This window comes from Oceanibaculum pacificum, assembly GCF_001618175.1.
GTDB lineage: Bacteria > Pseudomonadota > Alphaproteobacteria > Oceanibaculales > Oceanibaculaceae > Oceanibaculum > Oceanibaculum pacificum.
Genome location: NZ_LPXN01000068.1, coordinates 1 through 17244 on the forward strand (window position 1 = coordinate 1; position 17244 = coordinate 17244).

At 67.2% G+C, this 17244-nt stretch carries 17 protein-coding genes and 1 pseudogene; 8 read left to right on the top strand and 10 right to left on the bottom strand.

Translation table 11 applies throughout. From position 1 onward, the window contains the following. Window positions 1–38: 38 nt before the first annotated feature. Genes AUP43_RS04975 through AUP43_RS04985 form a run of 3 tightly spaced genes read right to left on the bottom strand, consistent with a single transcriptional unit; the run spans window position 39 to window position 3124 of the window. Entirely contained in the window at window positions 39–1586 is a 1548-nt protein-coding gene (locus AUP43_RS04975) for an alkaline phosphatase D family protein (RefSeq protein WP_067553391.1), read from the bottom strand. Between the two features lie 10 nt (window positions 1587–1596). Further along, the gene (gmk, locus tag AUP43_RS04980) at window positions 1597–2259 is read right to left on the bottom strand and encodes a guanylate kinase (RefSeq protein WP_067553393.1); all 663 of its coding nucleotides are present in this window, start codon (window positions 2257–2259) and stop codon (window positions 1597–1599) included. Then, a complete protein-coding gene (locus tag AUP43_RS04985; protein WP_198154829.1) occupies window positions 2249–3124 on the bottom strand; it encodes a YicC/YloC family endoribonuclease in 876 nt (291 codons plus the stop codon). Before AUP43_RS04985 ends, gmk begins: the two co-directional genes overlap by 11 nt. 99 nt (window positions 3125–3223) lie before the next feature. On the opposite strand from AUP43_RS04985, the gene AUP43_RS04990 reads away from it, so the two are divergent. Genes AUP43_RS04990 through AUP43_RS05000 form a run of 3 tightly spaced genes read left to right on the top strand, consistent with a single transcriptional unit; the run spans window position 3224 to window position 5573 of the window. Further along, on the top strand, window positions 3224–3997 hold the full coding sequence (locus AUP43_RS04990; RefSeq protein ID WP_067553397.1) for an SDR family NAD(P)-dependent oxidoreductase: 774 nt from the start codon (window positions 3224–3226) through the stop codon (window positions 3995–3997). A gap of 49 nt (window positions 3998–4046) precedes the next feature. Next, entirely contained in the window at window positions 4047–4796 is a 750-nt protein-coding gene (locus AUP43_RS04995) for a sulfite exporter TauE/SafE family protein (RefSeq protein ID WP_067553401.1), read from the top strand. Window positions 4797–4805: 9 nt separating this feature from the next. Continuing rightward, a complete protein-coding gene (locus AUP43_RS05000) occupies window positions 4806–5573 on the top strand; it encodes a sulfite exporter TauE/SafE family protein (protein ID WP_067553404.1) in 768 nt (255 codons plus the stop codon). Here AUP43_RS05000 and mltG read toward each other — a convergent pair. From mltG to fabD, 5 genes are all read right to left on the bottom strand, one after another. Continuing rightward, window positions 5570–6553, bottom strand: coding sequence for an endolytic transglycosylase MltG (gene mltG, locus AUP43_RS05005; protein WP_067553411.1), 984 nt, complete (start codon window positions 6551–6553; stop codon window positions 5570–5572). The genes AUP43_RS05000 and mltG overlap by 4 nt on opposite strands. A gap of 11 nt (window positions 6554–6564) precedes the next feature. Continuing rightward, on the bottom strand, window positions 6565–7830 hold the full coding sequence (fabF, locus tag AUP43_RS05010; protein ID WP_067553414.1) for a beta-ketoacyl-ACP synthase II: 1266 nt from the start codon (window positions 7828–7830) through the stop codon (window positions 6565–6567). Between the two features lie 68 nt (window positions 7831–7898). Beyond that, window positions 7899–8135 (bottom strand): acyl carrier protein, encoded by a 237-nt coding sequence (locus tag AUP43_RS05015; RefSeq protein WP_067553416.1) that lies wholly within the window; start codon window positions 8133–8135, stop codon window positions 7899–7901. A gap of 157 nt (window positions 8136–8292) precedes the next feature. Beyond that, entirely contained in the window at window positions 8293–9030 is a 738-nt protein-coding gene (fabG, locus tag AUP43_RS05020; RefSeq protein WP_067553417.1) for a 3-oxoacyl-[acyl-carrier-protein] reductase, read from the bottom strand. 23 nt (window positions 9031–9053) lie between these two features. Beyond that, on the bottom strand, window positions 9054–10001 hold the full coding sequence (fabD, locus tag AUP43_RS05025) for an ACP S-malonyltransferase (RefSeq protein ID WP_067553418.1): 948 nt from the start codon (window positions 9999–10001) through the stop codon (window positions 9054–9056). Between the two features lie 257 nt (window positions 10002–10258). On the opposite strand from fabD, the pseudogene rpsF reads away from it, so the two are divergent. The 5 genes and pseudogenes from rpsF to AUP43_RS05050 all read left to right on the top strand — a co-directional run. Then, window positions 10259–10675: pseudogene (gene rpsF / locus AUP43_RS19365) on the top strand (30S ribosomal protein S6); the annotation flags it as partial. 197 nt (window positions 10676–10872) lie between these two features. Beyond that, window positions 10873–11109, top strand: a complete 237-nt coding sequence (gene rpsR, locus AUP43_RS05035; RefSeq protein WP_456093691.1) for a 30S ribosomal protein S18 — start codon at window positions 10873–10875, stop codon at window positions 11107–11109. A gap of 46 nt (window positions 11110–11155) precedes the next feature. Continuing rightward, on the top strand, window positions 11156–12121 hold the full coding sequence (locus AUP43_RS05040) for a DUF2232 domain-containing protein (RefSeq protein WP_067553424.1): 966 nt from the start codon (window positions 11156–11158) through the stop codon (window positions 12119–12121). A gap of 5 nt (window positions 12122–12126) precedes the next feature. Beyond that, entirely contained in the window at window positions 12127–12708 is a 582-nt protein-coding gene (gene rplI / locus AUP43_RS05045) for a 50S ribosomal protein L9 (protein WP_067553426.1), read from the top strand. 182 nt (window positions 12709–12890) lie between these two features. Then, on the top strand, window positions 12891–14423 hold the full coding sequence (locus tag AUP43_RS05050) for a replicative DNA helicase (protein WP_157089242.1): 1533 nt from the start codon (window positions 12891–12893) through the stop codon (window positions 14421–14423). A 35-nt stretch (window positions 14424–14458) separates the two neighbouring features. On the opposite strand, the gene der is transcribed toward AUP43_RS05050, so the two are convergent. Together der and AUP43_RS05060 are read right to left on the bottom strand one after the other, a co-directional pair. Next, window positions 14459–15883 (bottom strand): ribosome biogenesis GTPase Der, encoded by a 1425-nt coding sequence (gene der, locus AUP43_RS05055; protein WP_067553428.1) that lies wholly within the window; start codon window positions 15881–15883, stop codon window positions 14459–14461. A 31-nt stretch (window positions 15884–15914) separates the two neighbouring features. Beyond that, a complete protein-coding gene (locus AUP43_RS05060; RefSeq protein ID WP_067553429.1) occupies window positions 15915–17234 on the bottom strand; it encodes a PQQ-like beta-propeller repeat protein in 1320 nt (439 codons plus the stop codon). Window positions 17235–17244 lie beyond the last annotated feature (10 nt).

A 17244-nucleotide genomic window follows, 5' to 3' on the forward strand; every position in this document is an offset into this window, starting at 1 on the left:
TCTCGAAGCATCGGGCCGCCTTCGTTACGCCCCCTCCGTCAGGCCCGCTCGGCCCCCGGCCTGCCGGCCTCCACGGCGAAGCTGGCGAGGCGGGAGACGGCGCCGTCCGGCGTGTCCACCTGGTCGACAGCCTCCAGCCCGAACAGTGCCTGCTTCGGCGTCAGTTCCAGGCTGGCGTAGCCGCGCTTGTCACCACGGCCATAGCGGATATGCGGGTTGTCCTGGCGGCCGGCCTCCATGGTCGCCGCGCTCGGCCCCTGCGAGCTGACCGAGGTGCAGACCACCTCCGTCGCCAGGGTCGGCGAGGCGGGGTCGGCGAAATCCTTCTTCAGGTCGGCGACCCAGAAGGCATGCACATCGCCGCCCAGCACCAGCGGATTGGCCGGCTTGTGGGTCTCGATGGAGGCGAGCAGCCGGTTCCGGCTGGCGACATAGCCGTCCCATCCGTCCAGGTTGTAGGCTTTCTCCGGCCCGCTCTTGCGGTCCAGTTCGGCCATCAGCGTCTGTTGGGCGATCACTGTCCAGCGGCCGGACGCATCTTTTAACGCGCCGTCCAGCCAGGCTTCCTGGTCCCGGCCCAGCAGGCTGCGCGCCTCGGCGAAGCGTTCCGCGCAGTCGGCGGCGCCGGAGCGGTTCTGCCCACAGGGATGCGGCGCGCGGTATTGCCGGTCGTCCAGCAGCGACAGATCCAGCAGGTCGCCGAAACGATAGCGATCATAGATTCGCAGATTCGGCCCGGTCGGCGCCATCGAGGACGGCACCGGCATATGCTCGTACCAGGCCTGATAAGCGGCCGCGCGGATATCCAGGAACTGGCCGACATCCTTGGTCTTGGGCGAATGATCGTCGGCATAATTGTTGGCGACCTCATGATCGTCCCAGATCGCCAGCCAGGGGGCCGAGGCGTGTGCTGCCTGCAAATCCGGATCGGCCTTGTAGAGCGCGTAGCGGTCGCGATATTCCCAAAGCTGCGTCGGGATGCCGGTGCCGTGCTGGCGGATATAGCGCTTGCCCCAGGACATCTCGTAGATGTAGTCGCCCAGATGCAGCACCAGGTCGAAATCCTGCGCCGCCAGATGGCGCAGCGCGGTGAAATAGCCATGCTCATATTGCTGGCAGGAGGCGAAGGCGAGGCGCAACCGGTCCAGCCTGGTCCCCAGCGCCGGGGCGGTGGCGGTGCGGCCGACCGGGCTTTGCGCGTTGCCCGCCTGGAAGCGGTAGAAATAGCGCCGGCCCGGCTCCAGCCCCTTGGCCTCGACATGGACGGAGTGGGCGAAATGCGGCTCCGCCTGGGCCGTGCCCTCGGCGGCGATGCGCCGGAAGGCTTCGTCATGCGCAATTTGCCAGCGCACCTCGACTGGCTGGTCCGGCAACGCCGGGGTCGCGAACAGATCGCCTCCCTTCGCCGGCGGGGCCAGCCTTGTCCACAGCACCACGCCATCCGGCCGGGGACAGCCCGAGGCGACGCCGAGAGTGAAAGGGTCGTCCGCGAAATCGATGCCCGCCGCGCACAGGATGCCGGGTGCGGCCAGCAGCCCCGCGCTAGCGAGGGAGCCGGCGACGAAGCCACGGCGGGTGATCCTCATTGCGTCGTCCTCAGGCGGGCCCGTCGGCGATCAGCCCGCGCACGAAATCGCCCACCCCGACCTGGCGCTCGCGCTTCAGCCGTTCGGCCCACAAGATTGCCGTGACCTGGCTGACGCAGGTCTCCAAGTCATGGTTGACGATGACATAATCATATTCCGGCCAATGGCTCATTTCGTCGGCGGCCTTCTTCATCCGGCCGATGACGACCTCCTCGCTATCCTGGGCGCGGCTGCGCAGCCGGCGCTCCAGCTCCAGATGAGAAGGCGGCAGGATGAACACGCCGACCACATCGTCCGGCATCTTCTCGTTCAGCTGCTGCGTGCCCTGCCAATCGACGTCGAACAAAATGTCGTTCCCGGCGGCCAGCGCCGCCTCGACCGGGCCGCGCGGCGTGCCGTAATAATTGCCGAACACCCGCGCATGTTCCAGCAACTGGCCGTCTTCCACCATTTCCTCGAAGCGCGGCACGTCGATAAAATGATAGTCGCGGCCATCGACCTCGCCCGAACGCGGCGCGCGGGTGGTGACCGAGACCGACATGGTCAGGCGGCGATCCTCCTGCAGCAGCCGGCGCGAAATGCTGGTCTTACCGGCGCCGGAGGGCGAGGAGAGCACCAGCATCAGGCCGCGCCGGCTGATCTCCGGCGGCTGGGCGGCGGCCTTACTCGACATTCTGAACCTGCTCCTTCAACTGGTCGATCACTGCCTTCAGCTCAAGGCCGATGCGGGTCAACTCGACATCGGAGGATTTCGAGCACAGCGTATTGGCCTCTCGGTTGAATTCCTGGCACAGGAAATCGAAACGCCGGCCGATCAGCGCGCCTTCCTTCATCAGGTCGCCGGCGGCGGCGACATGGGCGGCCAGCCGGTCCAGCTCCTCGCGGATATCGGCGCGGGCGGCCAGCAGCGCCGCCTCCTGCGCCAGCTTCTCCTCCGGCAGGGCGGGCGATGCTTCGAGCAGCTCCGTCACCTGCTGGCGCAGCCGGGCCTTCAGCGCCTCGGGCTGGGCGGCGGCGATCGTGCCCGCCTGGACGGTCAGCGCGGCGATCCGCTCCAGATGGCCGGTCAGGATGGCGGCCAGCCGTCCGCCCTCCTCCAGCCGTGCGGCGGCCAGCTTGGCGACGGCCTCATGCAGGCCCTTGGCGAGAGCCGCCTCGCGCGCGGCGCGGGCCTCCTGCGTATCCGCCTCCTCCTCGCCGGCTTCCACGATGCCGCGCACCGACAGCAGCGCCTCCAGGCGCGGTGGGGCGGAATCGACCTTGCCGGCCAGATCCGCCTGCAATGCCAGAACCTGATCGAGCACGGCGCGGTTGATGCGGATGCCCGTGTCGGTCGCCTTGCGCTCGATGGTCAGGTTCACGCTGACATTGCCGCGCTTCAGCGCCTCGCCCAGCTTCTGGCGCACCAGCGCCTCCAGCCCGTCGAAGCCCTGCGGCAGGCGGGTGCGGATATCCAGCCCCCGACCGTTCACCGATTTCAGCTCCCACGCCCAGGCCAGCCCGTCATGCTGGCCTTCGGTGCGCGCGAAGCCGGTCATGCTGGCAATAGTCACGGGCGTAACCTCTGTATTTTGTGGGTATGATCCAAGCGGCGGCACTATATCCCCCCAATACCGCAGCCACAACCGAGCAGGCCCATGGAGAACCCGAAAACCATCCTGATCACCGGCGGTTCCAGCGGCCTTGGCGCCGCCCTGGCGCGGGGCTACGCCGCCCCCGGCATCCATCTGGCGCTCACCGGCCGGGACGCCGCCCGGCTGGAAGCGGTGGCCGCCGATTGCCGGGCCAAGGGCGCAACGGTGGAAAGCGCCCTGCTGGACGTCACCGACGCCGCCGCGCTGAGTGCCTGGATCGAGGCGCTGGATACGCGCCATCCGGTCGATCTGGCGATCGCCAATGCCGGCATCTCGGCCGGCACCGGCGGCAATGTCGAGCCGGCTGACCAGGCGCGACGCATCTTCGCGGTGAATGTAGACGGGGTGCTGAACACCATAGCGCCGCTCATCCCGCGCCTGCAGGCGCGGGGACGCGGGCAGATCGCGCTGATGAGTTCGCTGGCCGGGTTTCGCGGCTTCCCCGGCGCGCCCGCCTATTGCGGCAGCAAGGCCGCCGTCAGGGTCTATGGCGAGGCCCTGCGCGGCGCGGTGGCGGCAAGCGGCATCTGGGTCAGCGTAATCTGCCCCGGCTATGTCCGCACGCCGATGACCGACCGGAACCGCTTTCCCATGCCGTTCCTGATGGAAGCGGACAGGGCCGCCGCCTTGATCCGCCGCCGGCTGTCCCGCAATGCGGCGCGGATTGCCTTTCCCTGGCCGATGATGGCGGCCGTATGGTTGCTGCAGGCGCTGCCCCCCGCCCTGGTCGACCCACTCATGCGCCGGCTGCCGGCGAAAGGCGTCGACGCGGATTGAAACGCGGGTCTAGGCTGGCGGCCGCTTCCTCGCCATCGGATATTCCGCCTTGGACCTTCTGCCTGCCGACATCACGCCGATCCCGTTCGCGCTGTCCTTTCTGCTGATCCTGGTCGCCGCCTTCGTGCGCGCCTTCAGCGGCTTCGGCTTCGCGCTGCTGGCCGTACCGGGGCTGGTGATGATCATGGAGCCGGTGCAGGCGGTGCCGATCTGCCTGCTGCTGCAACTGGGGGCCGGCATCGGCATGATTCCGTCGACCTGGAAACAGATGGATATGGGGTCGCTGAAGCTGCTGCTGCCCGGCGGAATCCTGCTGACGCCGGTTGGCGCGCTGCTGCTGGCCTTCGTCGATCCCGTGGCATTGAAACTGCTGATCTGCGCCATCGTCATGGCCATCGCCCTGCTGCTGTGGCGCGGCTTCGCGCTGAAGCGGCGACCGGGAGCGCTGGGCAGCCTGCTGGCCGGCGGCTCGGCCGGGTTGCTGGGTGGGCTGGCGGCGATACCGGGGCCGCCGGTGGTGCTGTTCTACCTGTCCGCGCCCGGCGACCATACCGCCAGCCGAGCCTCGCTGAACGGTTTCTTCCTAGCGGTGAATGCGCTGGCGGTGGCGACATTGCTGCTGAACGGGGCGTTCGGCGTGCACGCCATCTTCTGGTCCGCGCTGCTGGCCCCGGCGATGCTGCTGGGCAGCCTGCTCGGTCATCACGGCTTCAATCGGGCCGATCCGGCGCTGTTCCGCCGCGTGGCCATCGGATTGCTGTTCGTCACCGGCGCGCTCGGCTTCGCGACCGCCTTGTAGAGCCGCGCCATGCTGTCCCTGCTGCCCGCCACGCTGGACCCGCTGACATTTGCCGGCGTCTTTCTGGTCGTCACCTGCGCCGCCATCGTGCGCGCCTTCACCGGCTTCGGCTTCGCGCTGCTGGCAATCCCGATCCTGGTGTTCTTCCTGCCGCCGGCGCAGGTGGTGCCGTTCATCTTCATTCTGGAAATCGCGATATCGCTGACCCTGCTGCCGAAGCTGTGGCGCGAGGTCGATCTGCGCGGCCTGCGCTGGCTGCTGCCCGGCGCGGTTATCGCCACGCCCTTCGGGGGCATCCTGCTGCTGGCCCTGTCGGCGGAGTCGCTGCGCCTCGCCATCGGGCTGGTGGTGCTGGCCGCCGCCCTGCTGATGTGGCGCGGCCTGTCGTTCAAAAGCACCCCTGGGCCGGGCGCGGCGCTGGCGACGGGGGCTTTCTCCGGCCTGCTGAACGGGGCCGCTGGCATACCGGGGCCGCCGGTGGTGCTGTTCTATCTCTCCACCCCGGCCGGCGCGGCGGTCAGCCGTGCCTCGCTGATCGCCTATTTCTTCGTCACCGATGCGATGGGGCTTGCGGTCGCCGGCTATAACGGGCTGGTCGACGGAGAGACGCTGCGCTGGACGCTGTGGCTGACGCCGGCGATGCTGCTCGGCTCCGTCATCGGCCAAGCCGCCTTCAGCCGGGCCGACCCGGCGCTGTTCCGCCGCATTGTGCTGCTGGTGCTGCTGCTCACCGGCCTTGCCGGCGCCATCAAGGCGGCCGTGGACCTGATGGCCTAGTTTCGCTGCTCCTGCTGCACCTGACGCCAGCGGCGGACATTGGCGTTGTGCTCGTCCAGCGTCTTGGCGAAGGCGTGACCGCCGGTGCCGTCGGCGACGAAGTAATATTCATCGGTGCTGATCGGGTTCAGCACCGCTTCCAGCGACTGCCGGCCGGGATTGCAGATCGGCCCCTCGGGCAGGCCGTCGCGGGTATAGGTGTTGTAGGGGTGGTCCTGCTGTAGATCGGCGCGCAGCAGCGGCCGGTCGATCACGCCCAGCCGGTCCGACATGCCGTAGATCACGGTCGGGTCGGATTGCAGGCGCATGCCCTTGCGCAGCCGGTTGATGAAGACGGCGGCGACGCGGGGACGCTCCGCCGGTATGGCGGTCTCGCGCTCGACCACGGAGGCGAGAATCACCGCCTCCTCCTTGGTCTTGACCGGCAGGTTGGCGGCGCGCTTTTCCCACAGCCGGTCGACCATCTCGCGCATGCTGCCCTGCATCCGGGCGATCACCTGCTGGCGATTGTCGCCGTAGGAGAAATGGTAGGTCTCCGGCATCAGCGTACCGTCGGGCGGGATATCGCCCACCGTGCCGACCAGCCCTTCGACGATGTCAAGCTGCGCGACGACCTGACGGCTGGTCAACCCTTCGGCAACAGTCAGGCGGCGCACCACGGTCTCGCCGCTTTGCAGCAGCTCCATCACTTCGCGCGGGCTTACCCCTGGCGTAAAGGCATATTCGCCGGCTTTCAGCGAGCCTTGCTCGGCATGCAGCCGGACCGCCAGCATGAAAATCTGCGGATAATGCACCACATCGGCCTCGGCCAGCCGATTGGCGATGCCCTCCACACCAGCGCCGCGCGGAATCACCAGCGTCTTCGGCGCCTTCAGCGGGCCGGGCCGGGTGAATTGCGCATAGCCCCAGGCGAACACGCCGCCCGCGGCGATACCGAGCATGATCAGGAAGACGAGCAGGCGGGAAAGGAAGCGTCCCATCGGACGCCTCCTCAGGAAGCCGCGGTGAAAATCAGCGAGGCATTGGTGCCGCCGAATCCGAAGGAGTTGGAGAGGGCGACGCGCACCTTCTTCTCCTTCGCCTTGATCGGCACGAGATCGACGCCCGCGCAGGTGGGCGACGGATTCTCCAGGTTCAATGTCGGCGGCACGATGCCGTCGCGCATCGCCATGATGCAGAAGATGGCCTCGACGCTGCCAGCCGCCCCCAAGAGATGGCCGATGGCCGATTTGGTGGAGGACATGGCGATCTTTCCGGCATGGTCGCCGAAGAGACGCTTCACCGCGCCAAGCTCGATCTCGTCGCCGAGCGGGGTGGAAGTGCCGTGCGCGTTCACATAATCGATCTGGTCGACCGAAATCTTGGCGTTGCGCAGCGCGTTGCGCATGGCGCGGAAACCGCCATTGCCATCCTCCGCCGGGGCGGTGATGTGATAGGCGTCGCCCGACATGCCATAGCCGATCAACTCGGCATAGATGGTCGCGCCGCGCTGCTTGGCGTGCTCATACTCCTCCAGCACAACGATGCCCGCGCCCTCGCCCATGACGAAGCCGTCGCGGCCTTCGTCCCACGGGCGGGAGCCGCGCTCCGGCGTGTCGTTGTAGCCGGTGGACAGCGCCCGGGCCGCGGAGAAGCCGGCAATGCCGATACGGCTGACCGCCGCCTCGGCGCCGCCCGCGACCATCACGTCGGCATCGCCGAACATGATCAGCCGGGCGGCATCGCCAATGGCGTGCGCGCCGGTCGAGCAGGCTGTCACCGGGGCATGGTTGGGGCCCTTGAAGCCGTATTTGATCGAGACATGACCGGAAGCCAGGTTGATCAGCGCCGCCGGAATGAAGAACGGCGTGATACGGCGCGGCCCCTGTTCCTTCAGCGTGATCGAGCCGTGATAGATCGTCTCCAGTCCGCCAATGCCCGAGCCGATCATGACGCCGATCCGCTCGCGCTCCTCATCGCTCTGGGGCGATACGCCGGAATTCTCCACCGCCTGCGTCGCCGCCGCTATGGCGTATAGGATGAAGCGATCCATTTTGCGCTGGTCCTTGGTCGACACCCACTCGTCGGCGGTGAAGCCGCCTTCGGAGGACGGACCCTGCGGGACCACGCCAGCGATTTTCGCCGGCAGATCGGAAACATCAAAATGCTCGATGCCGACAATGCCGGACTGGCCAGCGATCAGACGCTGCCATGTCCGTTCGACACCACTTCCGAGCGGGGTTACGAGCCCCATCCCGGTTACGACGACACGTCTCATCCGTTTACCGCTGATCGTTTGCGAGGGGATTGTCCGCCAGGCGGGAAGCACCGGCGGACATCAGCAACTTACGCGGCGCTCTTCTGGATGAAGTCGATCGCGTCCTTGACGGTCTGGATCTTTTCAGCGGCGTCATCGGGGATTTCGCAGCCGAACTCTTCCTCGAACGCCATCACCAGTTCGACCGTATCCAGGCTGTCGGCACCCAGGTCGTCGATGAAGCTGGCTTCCTCGGTAACCTTCGCCTCGTCGACACCAAGATGCTCGACGACGATCTTCTTCACGCGGTCGGCGACATCGCTCATTTCAGCAATCCCTTGATTTGTTTGCTTAAGTTCCGTTGAACGAAAGGAAATTCCCAGGCAGGCAACCGTCCTCCGAACGACAGGGTGGCGTTCTCTAACACAGTTTATTTTTCCAGGCCAGCATTCGACAATCGTAAATGATGTCCGGGAGACCGTCTTAGAGCATGGCCATCCCGCCATTCACATGCAAGGTGTGGCCTGTCACATAGGCCGCTTCCTCGCTGGCGAGATAGAGCACGGCGGCGGCCACATCCTCCGGCGCGCCCAGCCGGCCGGCCGGAATGCGGCTGGAGATGGCGGCGCGCTGCTCCTCGTTCAAGGCATCGGTCATCGGCGTGGCGATGAAGCCGGGGGCCACGGCGTTCACCGTGACGTTGCGGCTGGCCACCTCGGCCGCCAGCGCCTTGGTGAAGCCGATCATGCCGGCCTTCGAGGCGGCGTAGTTCGCCTGCCCCGGATTGCCGGTCGCGCCGACGACGGAGGAAATGCCGACGATGCGGCCCCAGCGCTTCTTCATCATGCCGCGCATGGCCGCGCGCGTGAGGCGGAAGCCGGCGGTCAGGTTCACCTCCAGCACGGTGTCCCAATCCTCGTCCTTCATGCGCATCAGCAGGCCGTCGCGGGTGAGGCCGGCATTGTTGATGAGGATATCGACCCCACCTGCCTTTTCCTCGACCGTCTTTATCAGCGCCTCGGTGGCGGCCGCGTCGGACAGGTTGGCCGGGGCCACCACCGCGCGCTCGCCCAGATCAGCGGCCAGCGCCGTCAGCGGCTCGACGCGCGTGCCGCTCAGCGCCACGGTAGCGCCCCGGGCATGCAGCATGCGGGCGATCGCCCCGCCGATGGCGCCAGAGGCGCCGGTCACCAGCGCGGTCTTTCCGGTCAGATCGAACATCGGCCGTCTCCTTCTTGTAAATCTTACTCAGCCAGGGTGGCGGCGGCCGCCTCGATAGCGGCGACGGTGCCGATGGCGGTCGCTTCCAGCCGCGCGTCGATGCGCTTGGCCAGGCCGGTCAGCACCTTGCCCGCGCCCAGCTCGCCAACCCAGGTCACGCCCTGGTCGGCGGCGTATTTCATGCTTTCGCGCCAGCGCACCATGCCGGTCACCTGCTGCACCAGCAACTGGCGGATCGCCGACGGGTCGCTCTCCGCCTCGGCGGCGACATTGGCGATCACCGGCAGCGACGGCTTCTGCAGGCTGACGCCGGCCAGCGCGCGGCCCATCACGTCGGCCGCCGGAGCCATCAGGGTGCAGTGGAAGGGCGCGCTGACCGGCAGCAGGACGCTGCGCTTCACGCCCTTGGCGGTGGCAATGGCGATGGCGCGCTCGATTGCCGCCTTGTCGCCGCTCAACACCACCTGGCCGGCGCCATTATCGTTGGCCACGTCGCACACCTGATCCTCGGCCGCCGCGTCGGCGATCTCGCGCGCCAGATCGATCTCCACCCCCAGCATCGCCGCCATCGCGCCGGCGCCGACGGGAACCGCCTCTTGCATCGCCTGGCCGCGCAGGCGCAGCAGGCGGGCGGCATCCTCCAGCTCCAGCGCGCGCACGGCGGCCAGGGCGGAATATTCGCCCAGCGAATGGCCGGCGACAAAATCCGCCATCTGCGCCAGCGGCTTGCCAGCCACCGCCTCCAGCGCGCGGGCGGCGGCGACGGAAACCGCCATCAATGCCGGCTGGGCGTTCTGCGTCAGCGTCAGCGTCTCCAGCGGCCCCTCGAAGATCAGCGCGGAGAGCTTCTCGCCCAGCGCCTCGTCGACCATGTCGAAGATTTCGCGGGCGGCGGGATAGGCCTCGGCCAGTTCCTTGCCCATGCCGACGACCTGGGAGCCTTGACCCGGAAATACGAATGCGCGCTTCATGGTCGCTTCTCTTTGCTGGTGGCAAAATGGCGGCAAGTGATAGCCGCCTGCGGCGCGGTGTCAAGCCCCGCCCCCCGTTCGGCGCTAAGGTAAAGCCCCGCCATCTTCGGGAAAACCGCTATTCTGCGCTTGAACCGCCCCGGGGTTCGTGTATAAGCGGCGCTTCGTTTTCCCTTGCCGGCCACGAACCGGCTATGCTCGCGCGTGGGGTGCTCGCCCCGCCTGCGTGCCGATATAGCCAGAAGGGGTTATATAGTATGGCTTTGTACGAGAGCGTGTGGATCGCACGCCAGGACATTTCCACTGCGCAGGTCGAAGCGCTGACGGAACAGTTCTCGGCGATCATCAAGGAAGGCGGCGGCGAAGTTAAGTCCCACGAATATTGGGGGCTGCGCAGCCTGGCCTACAAGATCAATAAGAATCGCAAGGCTCATTACGTCATGTTCAACCTCGACGCGCCGGCGCCCGCCGTCGCGGAGATGGAGCGCAACATGCGCCTGAACGAAGACGTGATGCGCTGTCTGACCGTGCGCGTCGAGGAACTGACCGAAGGCGGCCAGTCGATCATGATGCAGCAGCGCGGCGAGCGTGGCGACCGTCCGGAACGGGGCGATCGCGGTGACCGGGGCGATCGCGGCGGCTATCGCGGCGACCGCGGTGATCGCGGCGGCGACCGGGGCGGTGATCGCGGCGGCTATCGCGGCGACCGCGGTGATCGCGGCGGCGACCGGGGCGGTGATCGCGGCGGCTATCGCGGCGACCGCGGTGATCGCGGCGGCGACCGGGGCGGTGATCGCGGCGGCTATCGCGGCGAGCGCGGCAGCTACAATCGTGACGAGACCCCCGCCAGCGAAGGAGAAGCCGAATGAGCATGCGTCCTGCCGGCCGGCGTCCGTTCACCCGGCGCCGCAAATCCTGCCCGTTCTCCGGCCCGAACGCGCCGAAGATCGATTACAAGGACATCCGCCTGCTCGGCCGTTTCATTTCCGAGCGCGGCAAGATCGTCCCCAGCCGTATCACGGCGGTCTCGACCAAGAAGCAGCGTGAACTGGCCCGTGCCATCAAGCGCGCCCGCTTCCTGTCGCTGCTGCCTTACACGGTGGAGTGACCGTCGCCACTAGAGGTGCCGCGTCGATAGGCGCGGCAGGGATGTGATGGCGCGCTATTGGGGTTTCGCGGGGAGTGCCGGCCTGGCCAGCGCCGCCCTGTACCTCTCGGTGATCCTCGGATCGCCGGGCGCCTTCCTCCTGGCGTATCTGGCGCCGCTGCCGCTGTTTCTCGCCGGCCTGGGCCTTGGCCTTTCCGGTGTCGCGGTCGCGGGAATCGTCGGGTCGCTGATTGTCTTCCTGGCCGGCGGCTCGTTTGTCGCCGGGGGCCTTTATTTCGCGATAGAGGCCTTGCCCATCGTCATTCTGGTGCAGCGTGCTTTGCTGTCGCGCCAGGGTGAGGCAGGCCCCGGTCACGCGGGAACGCTGGAATGGTATCCGCCGGGCCTGCTGGTGACTTGGCTGGTCGGCATGGCGGCCCTGCTGGTTACCGTTGCCTGGCTGGCTTTGTCGGGCAGCGAGGGCGGCTTGGCCGGCACGGTCGAACGGTTCCTGTCCGCCGGCTTGTCGGCGATGCTGGAAACGGGCGACGCCGGGGCGGACATGGCCCAGCGGCAGCAGACGATCGGCACGATCGCCGCGCTGTTTCCGGGGGTCGCGGCGGCGTCCTGGATCGTCATGCTGGCGATCAACGGGGCGCTGGCCCAGGGGCTGCTATCGCGGTTCGACCGGAATATCCGGCCGTCGCCGCGCATGGCGGAGACATTTCTACCCGGCTGGATGCTGCCCGCCTTGCTGGCGGCAGCCCTGGTCGGGCTGGCGATGCCGGGCGGTTTCGGCTATATCGGCCGGAATCTGATGGTGGTGTTGGCGGTGGCCTACCTGTTCGCCGGTCTGGGCGTGATCCATGCCTTCGTGGCGCGGATGAAAGCCCGGCAGGTGATGATGGTGGGGATATACGTAACGATGGTTCTTTTCGGTTGGCCGGTGATCCTGGCGGTGGTGCTGGGGGTGGTCGATCAGATGTTCGGGCTGCGGCGTCGGTTCGCCGGCCCGGCCCAAGGCGAGGAGTAAAGCTGATGGAAGTCATCCTGCTCGAGCGTGTCGAGAAGCTCGGCCAGATGGGCGACGTTGTGAAGGTGCGGCCGGGTTTTGCCCGCAACTTCCTGCTGCCCAACAAGAAGGCGCTGCGCGCCACCAAGTCGAACCTGGACCAGTTCAAGGATCGCCGCGCGCAGCTTGAAGCCGAAAACCTGACCAAGCGCAAGGAGGCCGAACAGGTCGCCGCGAAGCTCGACGGCATGGCCGTCGTGCTGGTGCGCCAGGCCAGCGAGATGGGCAACCTGTTCGGTTCCGTGACCGCCCGCGACATCGCGGACGCCGTCACCGCCGCCGGGGTGACCGTCGATAAGCGCCAGGTCGTCATCGACCGGCCGATCAAGACCCTGGGCCTGTTCGATCTACGCGTCGTGCTGCACCCGGAAGTCGCGGTCACCGTGAAGGCCAATGTGGCCCGCTCGCAGGAAGAGGCCGAGACCCAGGCGAAGACCGGCGAGGCCTACGTCAATAACGAGCCGGTCGACGAGATCGAGGAACTGATCCTCGCCGCCGAGGACGCCGCCGCCGAGCGCCTGGAAATGGGCGACGACGACGACCGCTAAGCGGCCGAACGCTCCCGCTTTTCCATAGGAACGGCGCCTTCCCCGGAAGGCGCCGTTTTCTTATGTCTGGACGGCTTATCCCCAGAATTAACCGACTGTGGATGACTTCCATCCCCAGCTTCCCCCGCCGACAGGGACGCAGCCCGCTTTGCGGGGCCGGCGGCAGCGGGTAAAGTCGCGCCATGACCGACGGACACCCTACGCCGCACGCCCTTGGCGCCACCATCATGCCGATGCCGGACCGCGCCGAGCGGCCCGACCCGCAAACCCCGGCCTATCGCATCCCGCCGCACAATCTGGAGGCGGAGCAGGCGCTGCTGGGCGCCATTCTGGTGAATAACGGCTCCTTCGAGCGGGTCTCGGAATTCCTGATGAAGGAGCATTTCGCCGATCCGGTGAACGGCCGTATCTTCGAGGCCTGCGGCAAGCTGATCGAACGCGGCCAGATGGCCAACCCGATCACGCTGAAGGGCTTCTTCGACCAGGACGGGTCGCTGGCCGATGTCGGCGGCGCGCAATATCTGGTGAAGCTGGCCGCCTCCGTCGTCACCGTGGTGAATGCGGAGGATTACGGCCGCACCATCTACGATCTGCATTTGCGCCGCCAGCTCATCGATTTCGGCGAGCAGGTGGTGAACGACGCCTTCAAGCACGATCTCGACATCACCGCCGAAAACCAGATCGAGGCCGCCGAAGGCAAGCTGTTCGGCCTGGCCGAGACCGGGCGCAGCGAACGCGGCTTCCAAACCTTCTCGCAGGCCATGGCGGTGTCCATCGAGATGGCCGCCAACGCCTATCGCCGCGAGGGCAAGCTGGCCGGCGTCCCGTCCGGCTTCACCGATCTCGACAAGCTGCTGGGCGGGCTGCATTACTCGGATTTGCTGATCCTCGCCGGCCGTCCCGCCATGGGCAAGACGTCGCTGGCCACCAACATCGCCTTCTACGCCGCCACCCGCACGCTGGAGCAGGATGAGCGTTTCGTCGTCGCCTTCTTCTCGCTGGAAATGTCGGCCGAGCAGCTCGCCGCCCGTATCCTGGCCGAGCAGACCGAGATTCCGTCCGAGAAAATCCGCAAGGGCGAGCTGAGCGAGCAGGATTTCCAGAAGCTGGTGCAGGCGACCCACAGGCTGGAGCGCACGCCGCTGTTCATCGACGACACGCCGGCCCTGCCGGTCTCATCCCTGCGCACCCGCGCGCGCCGGCTGAAGCGCCAGCACGGGCTGCATATGATCGTGGTCGACTATCTGCAACTGCTGCAACCGCCGGTCGGCGGGCGCACCGAAAACCGGGTGCAGGAAATCTCCGACATCACCCGGAACCTGAAGGCCATCGCCAAGGAGCTGAACGTGCCGGTGCTGGCCCTCTCGCAGCTCAGCCGCGCCGTCGAGCAGCGCGAGGACAAGCGCCCGCAATTGGCCGATTTGCGCGAATCCGGCTCCATCGAGCAGGATGCCGACGTGGTCATGTTCGTGTTCCGCGAGGAATATTACCTGGCCCGCGCCGAGCCAACCCGCCGCCCGGAGGAAGGCGACGAGAAATTCCACGACCGGTTCGAACAGTGGAAGGCGATGTGCGAGAACGCCTACGGCAAGTCCGAGGTCATCATCGGCAAGCAGCGCCACGGCCCCACCGGCAAGGTCACCCTGCGCTTCGACGGCGCCACCACGAAATTCTCCAACTACATCTCCGACGACCATCTGCCGGAAGCGTATTAGCGCCAGGCAATCACCTGGCGAACGGGATGGGTTGGCTACCCCTTATCCGCATAGGGATTGCGGCCTTTGCGCAGATAGACGCGCACCGGCACGGCGGGCAGGTCGAAATCCTGGCGCAGGCTGTTGACCAGATAGCGCATATAGCTGCCCGGCAGCTCTTCCGGCACGCTGGCCCAGATGGCGAAGGTGGGCGGGCGGGTCTTGATCTGCGTCATGTAGCGCAGCTTCAGCCGGCGGCCACGCACCAGCGGCGGCGCATGGGTTTCGGTCAGTGCGCCCAGCCAGCGATTCAGCGCCCCGGTCGGCACCCGGCGGTTCCAGGTTTCGTAAACCGTGAACACCGCCTTCATCAGCCGGTCGAGATTGCGGCCCTTCAGCGCCGAGAGCGTCACCACCGGCACGCCCTTCACCTGGTTGAGCGACGTCTCCAACCGGTCGTTCAGGCCGGCCAGTGCCGCGTCCTTGTCCGCCACCGCGTCCCATTTGTTGAAGGCGATGACGAGGGCGCGCCCCTCCTCCTCCACCATGCGGGCGATGGTGAGGTCCTGCTTGTCCATGCCCAGCTCGGCATCCAGCATCAGCACCACGACATGGGCGTAGCGGATGGCGCGCAGCGTATCCTGCACCGACATCTGCTCCAGCTTCTTGTCGATCCGCGCCTTGCGCCGCATGCCGGCGGTATCGACCAGCCGCACCGGCCGCCCGTCATATTCCCATTCGATGGCAATGGCGTCGCGGGTGATGCCGGCCTCTGGGCCGGTCAGCATGCGTTCCTCGCCCAGCAATTGGTTCACCAGCGTGGATTTGCCCGCGTTCGGGCGGCCGACAATGGCCATCTGCAGGGTGCGCGGGGGCTCGTCGGGCAGCAGGTCGCCGTCTGGCACCTCGGCTTCCTCGTCCGGCGGCGGCAAATCCTCCTCCGGCTCCTCATCCTCATAGGTGTCGAACGCATGCTGGGGCGCGCGGGCCTCCAGCGCGTCATAGAGCTCCGAAAGGCCGATGCCGTGCTGGGCGGAGAAGGGAACCGGATCGCCCAGGCCCAGGGAATAGGCTTCCAGCAAGCCAGGCTCCCCCGCCTTGCCCTCGCATTTATTGGCCAGCAGGATGACCGGCGTGCTGCCCTTGCGCAGCAGGCGCGCGAAGGCCTCGTCCATCGGGGTCAGGCCGGCGCGGGCGTCGATCACCATCAGCGCCACGTCGGCTTCCATGATGGCGCGCTCGGTCTGCTGGCGCATCCGGGCTTCCAGGCTGTCGTCGTAGCTATCCTCGAAACCGGCGGTGTCGACGACCAGGAAGTTGAGCGGGCCCAGACGCCCCTGCCCTTCGCGGCGGTCGCGGGTGACGCCCGGCGTATCGTCGACGATGGCGATCTGCTTGCCGATCAGCCGGTTGAACAATGTCGACTTGCCGACATTCGGTCGCCCGACGATGGCGACGGTAAAGGGACGGTCTTGCGTCACGAGGCTTCTGCTCCAGTAGCGGCGCGACGGATCAGCGAAGCGCGATCAGCTCAGCGTCGTTGGTGATGAAATAGACCGTATTGCCGGCCACCACGGGCGCCACCGTCACGCCGTCCGGCAGATCGAACTCGCCCAGCACCTCGCCAGTATAGGGCGAGACCGACAACGCCTTGCCATCGGATCCGGCGAGGATGAGCCGGTCGCCGGCCAGCACCGGGCCGGCCCAGGAGATCGGGTCCTCGCGATCTTCCTCATCCTCGAAACGCGGCAGGCCGGTGATCCAGCGAATCCGGCCCTCGGCGCGGGTCAGCGCCACAAGCTGGGAATTGTTGGTCAGTATGAAGACATAATCGCCGGCGACCCATGGCATCTCGACGCCGCCAATATCGCGCTCCCAGATGCGCGCGCCCAGGCGGCGGTCGACGCCGACCATGCGGCCGCTGTGGCTGAGCGCGAACACCATGTCGCGGTCGATCACCGGCCGGCCGCGAATGTCGGCCAGGCTGGAGACGGCGTCGACGCGCCGCACGGCGGTCAGATTGTCCGACCAGAGCACGCGCCCATTCTCCGCCCGCAAGGCGAAGATTTCACCCGAGGAGAAAGGCGCGATCACCAGATCCCGATCCACCGCCGGGCTGGCGCCGCCCAGCAGGCCCGCCACCTCGGAGATGCCGGCATAGCCCCACAGCCGCTCGCCATTCTGCGCGTTCAGCGCGATGATCTGATTGTCCAGCGTGACAACGAAGACGCGCCCATCCGTCACCGTCGGGGCGGAGCGCACCGGCGCCGGCACGGGGGAGCGCCAGACCTGCTTGCCATCGGCGGCGGAAACCGCAATCACCTCGGCATAGCCGGTGCCGGCGAAGATGCGTCCTTCGGCATAGGCGACGCCTCCGCCGACCACGGCGGCGTCCTCATCCTCGGGCGTGGTCTCGAATTCCCAGATTAGGCGGCCGTCCTGCGCCTCGAAAGCGCTGATCTCGCCTTCCGCATCCATGGTGAAAACGCGGCCGCCCGCGACCACCGGGGCGGCGGTCAGCACCGAGCTGTCGCTGGAGCCGGTGCCGGCATCGGCGCGCCACAGCACGCGCGGCGATTCGCCCAGCGCCAGATGATGCATCACATGGCTGGGCCGGCCGCCGGGCACGCGCCATTCCGTATTCTCCACCGGGCGCGGCAGGCGCACCGCTAGTTCCGCCACCTCCGGGTCGACCTTCAGCTCGTTGTCGAACAGCAGCACGGCCACGCGGTCGCCCGGCAATGGCGGCTTCTCCTTCTCGCCGAACCAGCTACAGCCGGCCAGCAGGGTGGAGAGGATCAGGGCGGTGGCGACACTCTTGACGTTCATCATACTAGGATTG

Coding starts and splice junctions, on each gene's coding strand:
- AUP43_RS04975 (WP_067553391.1), bottom strand. CDS start 1,586: ATGAGGATCACCCGCCGTGGCTTCGTCGCCGGCTCCCTCGCTAGCGCG.
- gmk (WP_067553393.1), bottom strand. CDS start 2,259: ATGTCGAGTAAGGCCGCCGCCCAGCCGCCGGAGATCAGCCGGCGCGGC.
- AUP43_RS04985 (WP_198154829.1), bottom strand. CDS start 3,124: ATGACCGGCTTCGCGCGCACCGAAGGCCAGCATGACGGGCTGGCCTGG.
- AUP43_RS04990 (WP_067553397.1), top strand. CDS start 3,224: ATGGAGAACCCGAAAACCATCCTGATCACCGGCGGTTCCAGCGGCCTT.
- AUP43_RS05000 (WP_067553404.1), top strand. CDS start 4,806: ATGCTGTCCCTGCTGCCCGCCACGCTGGACCCGCTGACATTTGCCGGC.
- mltG (WP_067553411.1), bottom strand. CDS start 6,553: ATGGGACGCTTCCTTTCCCGCCTGCTCGTCTTCCTGATCATGCTCGGT.
- fabF (WP_067553414.1), bottom strand. CDS start 7,830: ATGAGACGTGTCGTCGTAACCGGGATGGGGCTCGTAACCCCGCTCGGA.
- AUP43_RS05015 (WP_067553416.1), bottom strand. CDS start 8,135: ATGAGCGATGTCGCCGACCGCGTGAAGAAGATCGTCGTCGAGCATCTT.
- fabG (WP_067553417.1), bottom strand. CDS start 9,030: ATGTTCGATCTGACCGGAAAGACCGCGCTGGTGACCGGCGCCTCTGGC.
- fabD (WP_067553418.1), bottom strand. CDS start 10,001: ATGAAGCGCGCATTCGTATTTCCGGGTCAAGGCTCCCAGGTCGTCGGC.
- rpsR (WP_456093691.1), top strand. CDS start 10,873: ATGCGTCCTGCCGGCCGGCGTCCGTTCACCCGGCGCCGCAAATCCTGC.
- AUP43_RS05040 (WP_067553424.1), top strand. CDS start 11,156: ATGGCGCGCTATTGGGGTTTCGCGGGGAGTGCCGGCCTGGCCAGCGCC.
- rplI (WP_067553426.1), top strand. CDS start 12,127: ATGGAAGTCATCCTGCTCGAGCGTGTCGAGAAGCTCGGCCAGATGGGC.
- AUP43_RS05050 (WP_157089242.1), top strand. CDS start 12,891: ATGACCGACGGACACCCTACGCCGCACGCCCTTGGCGCCACCATCATG.
- AUP43_RS05060 (WP_067553429.1), bottom strand. CDS start 17,234: ATGATGAACGTCAAGAGTGTCGCCACCGCCCTGATCCTCTCCACCCTG.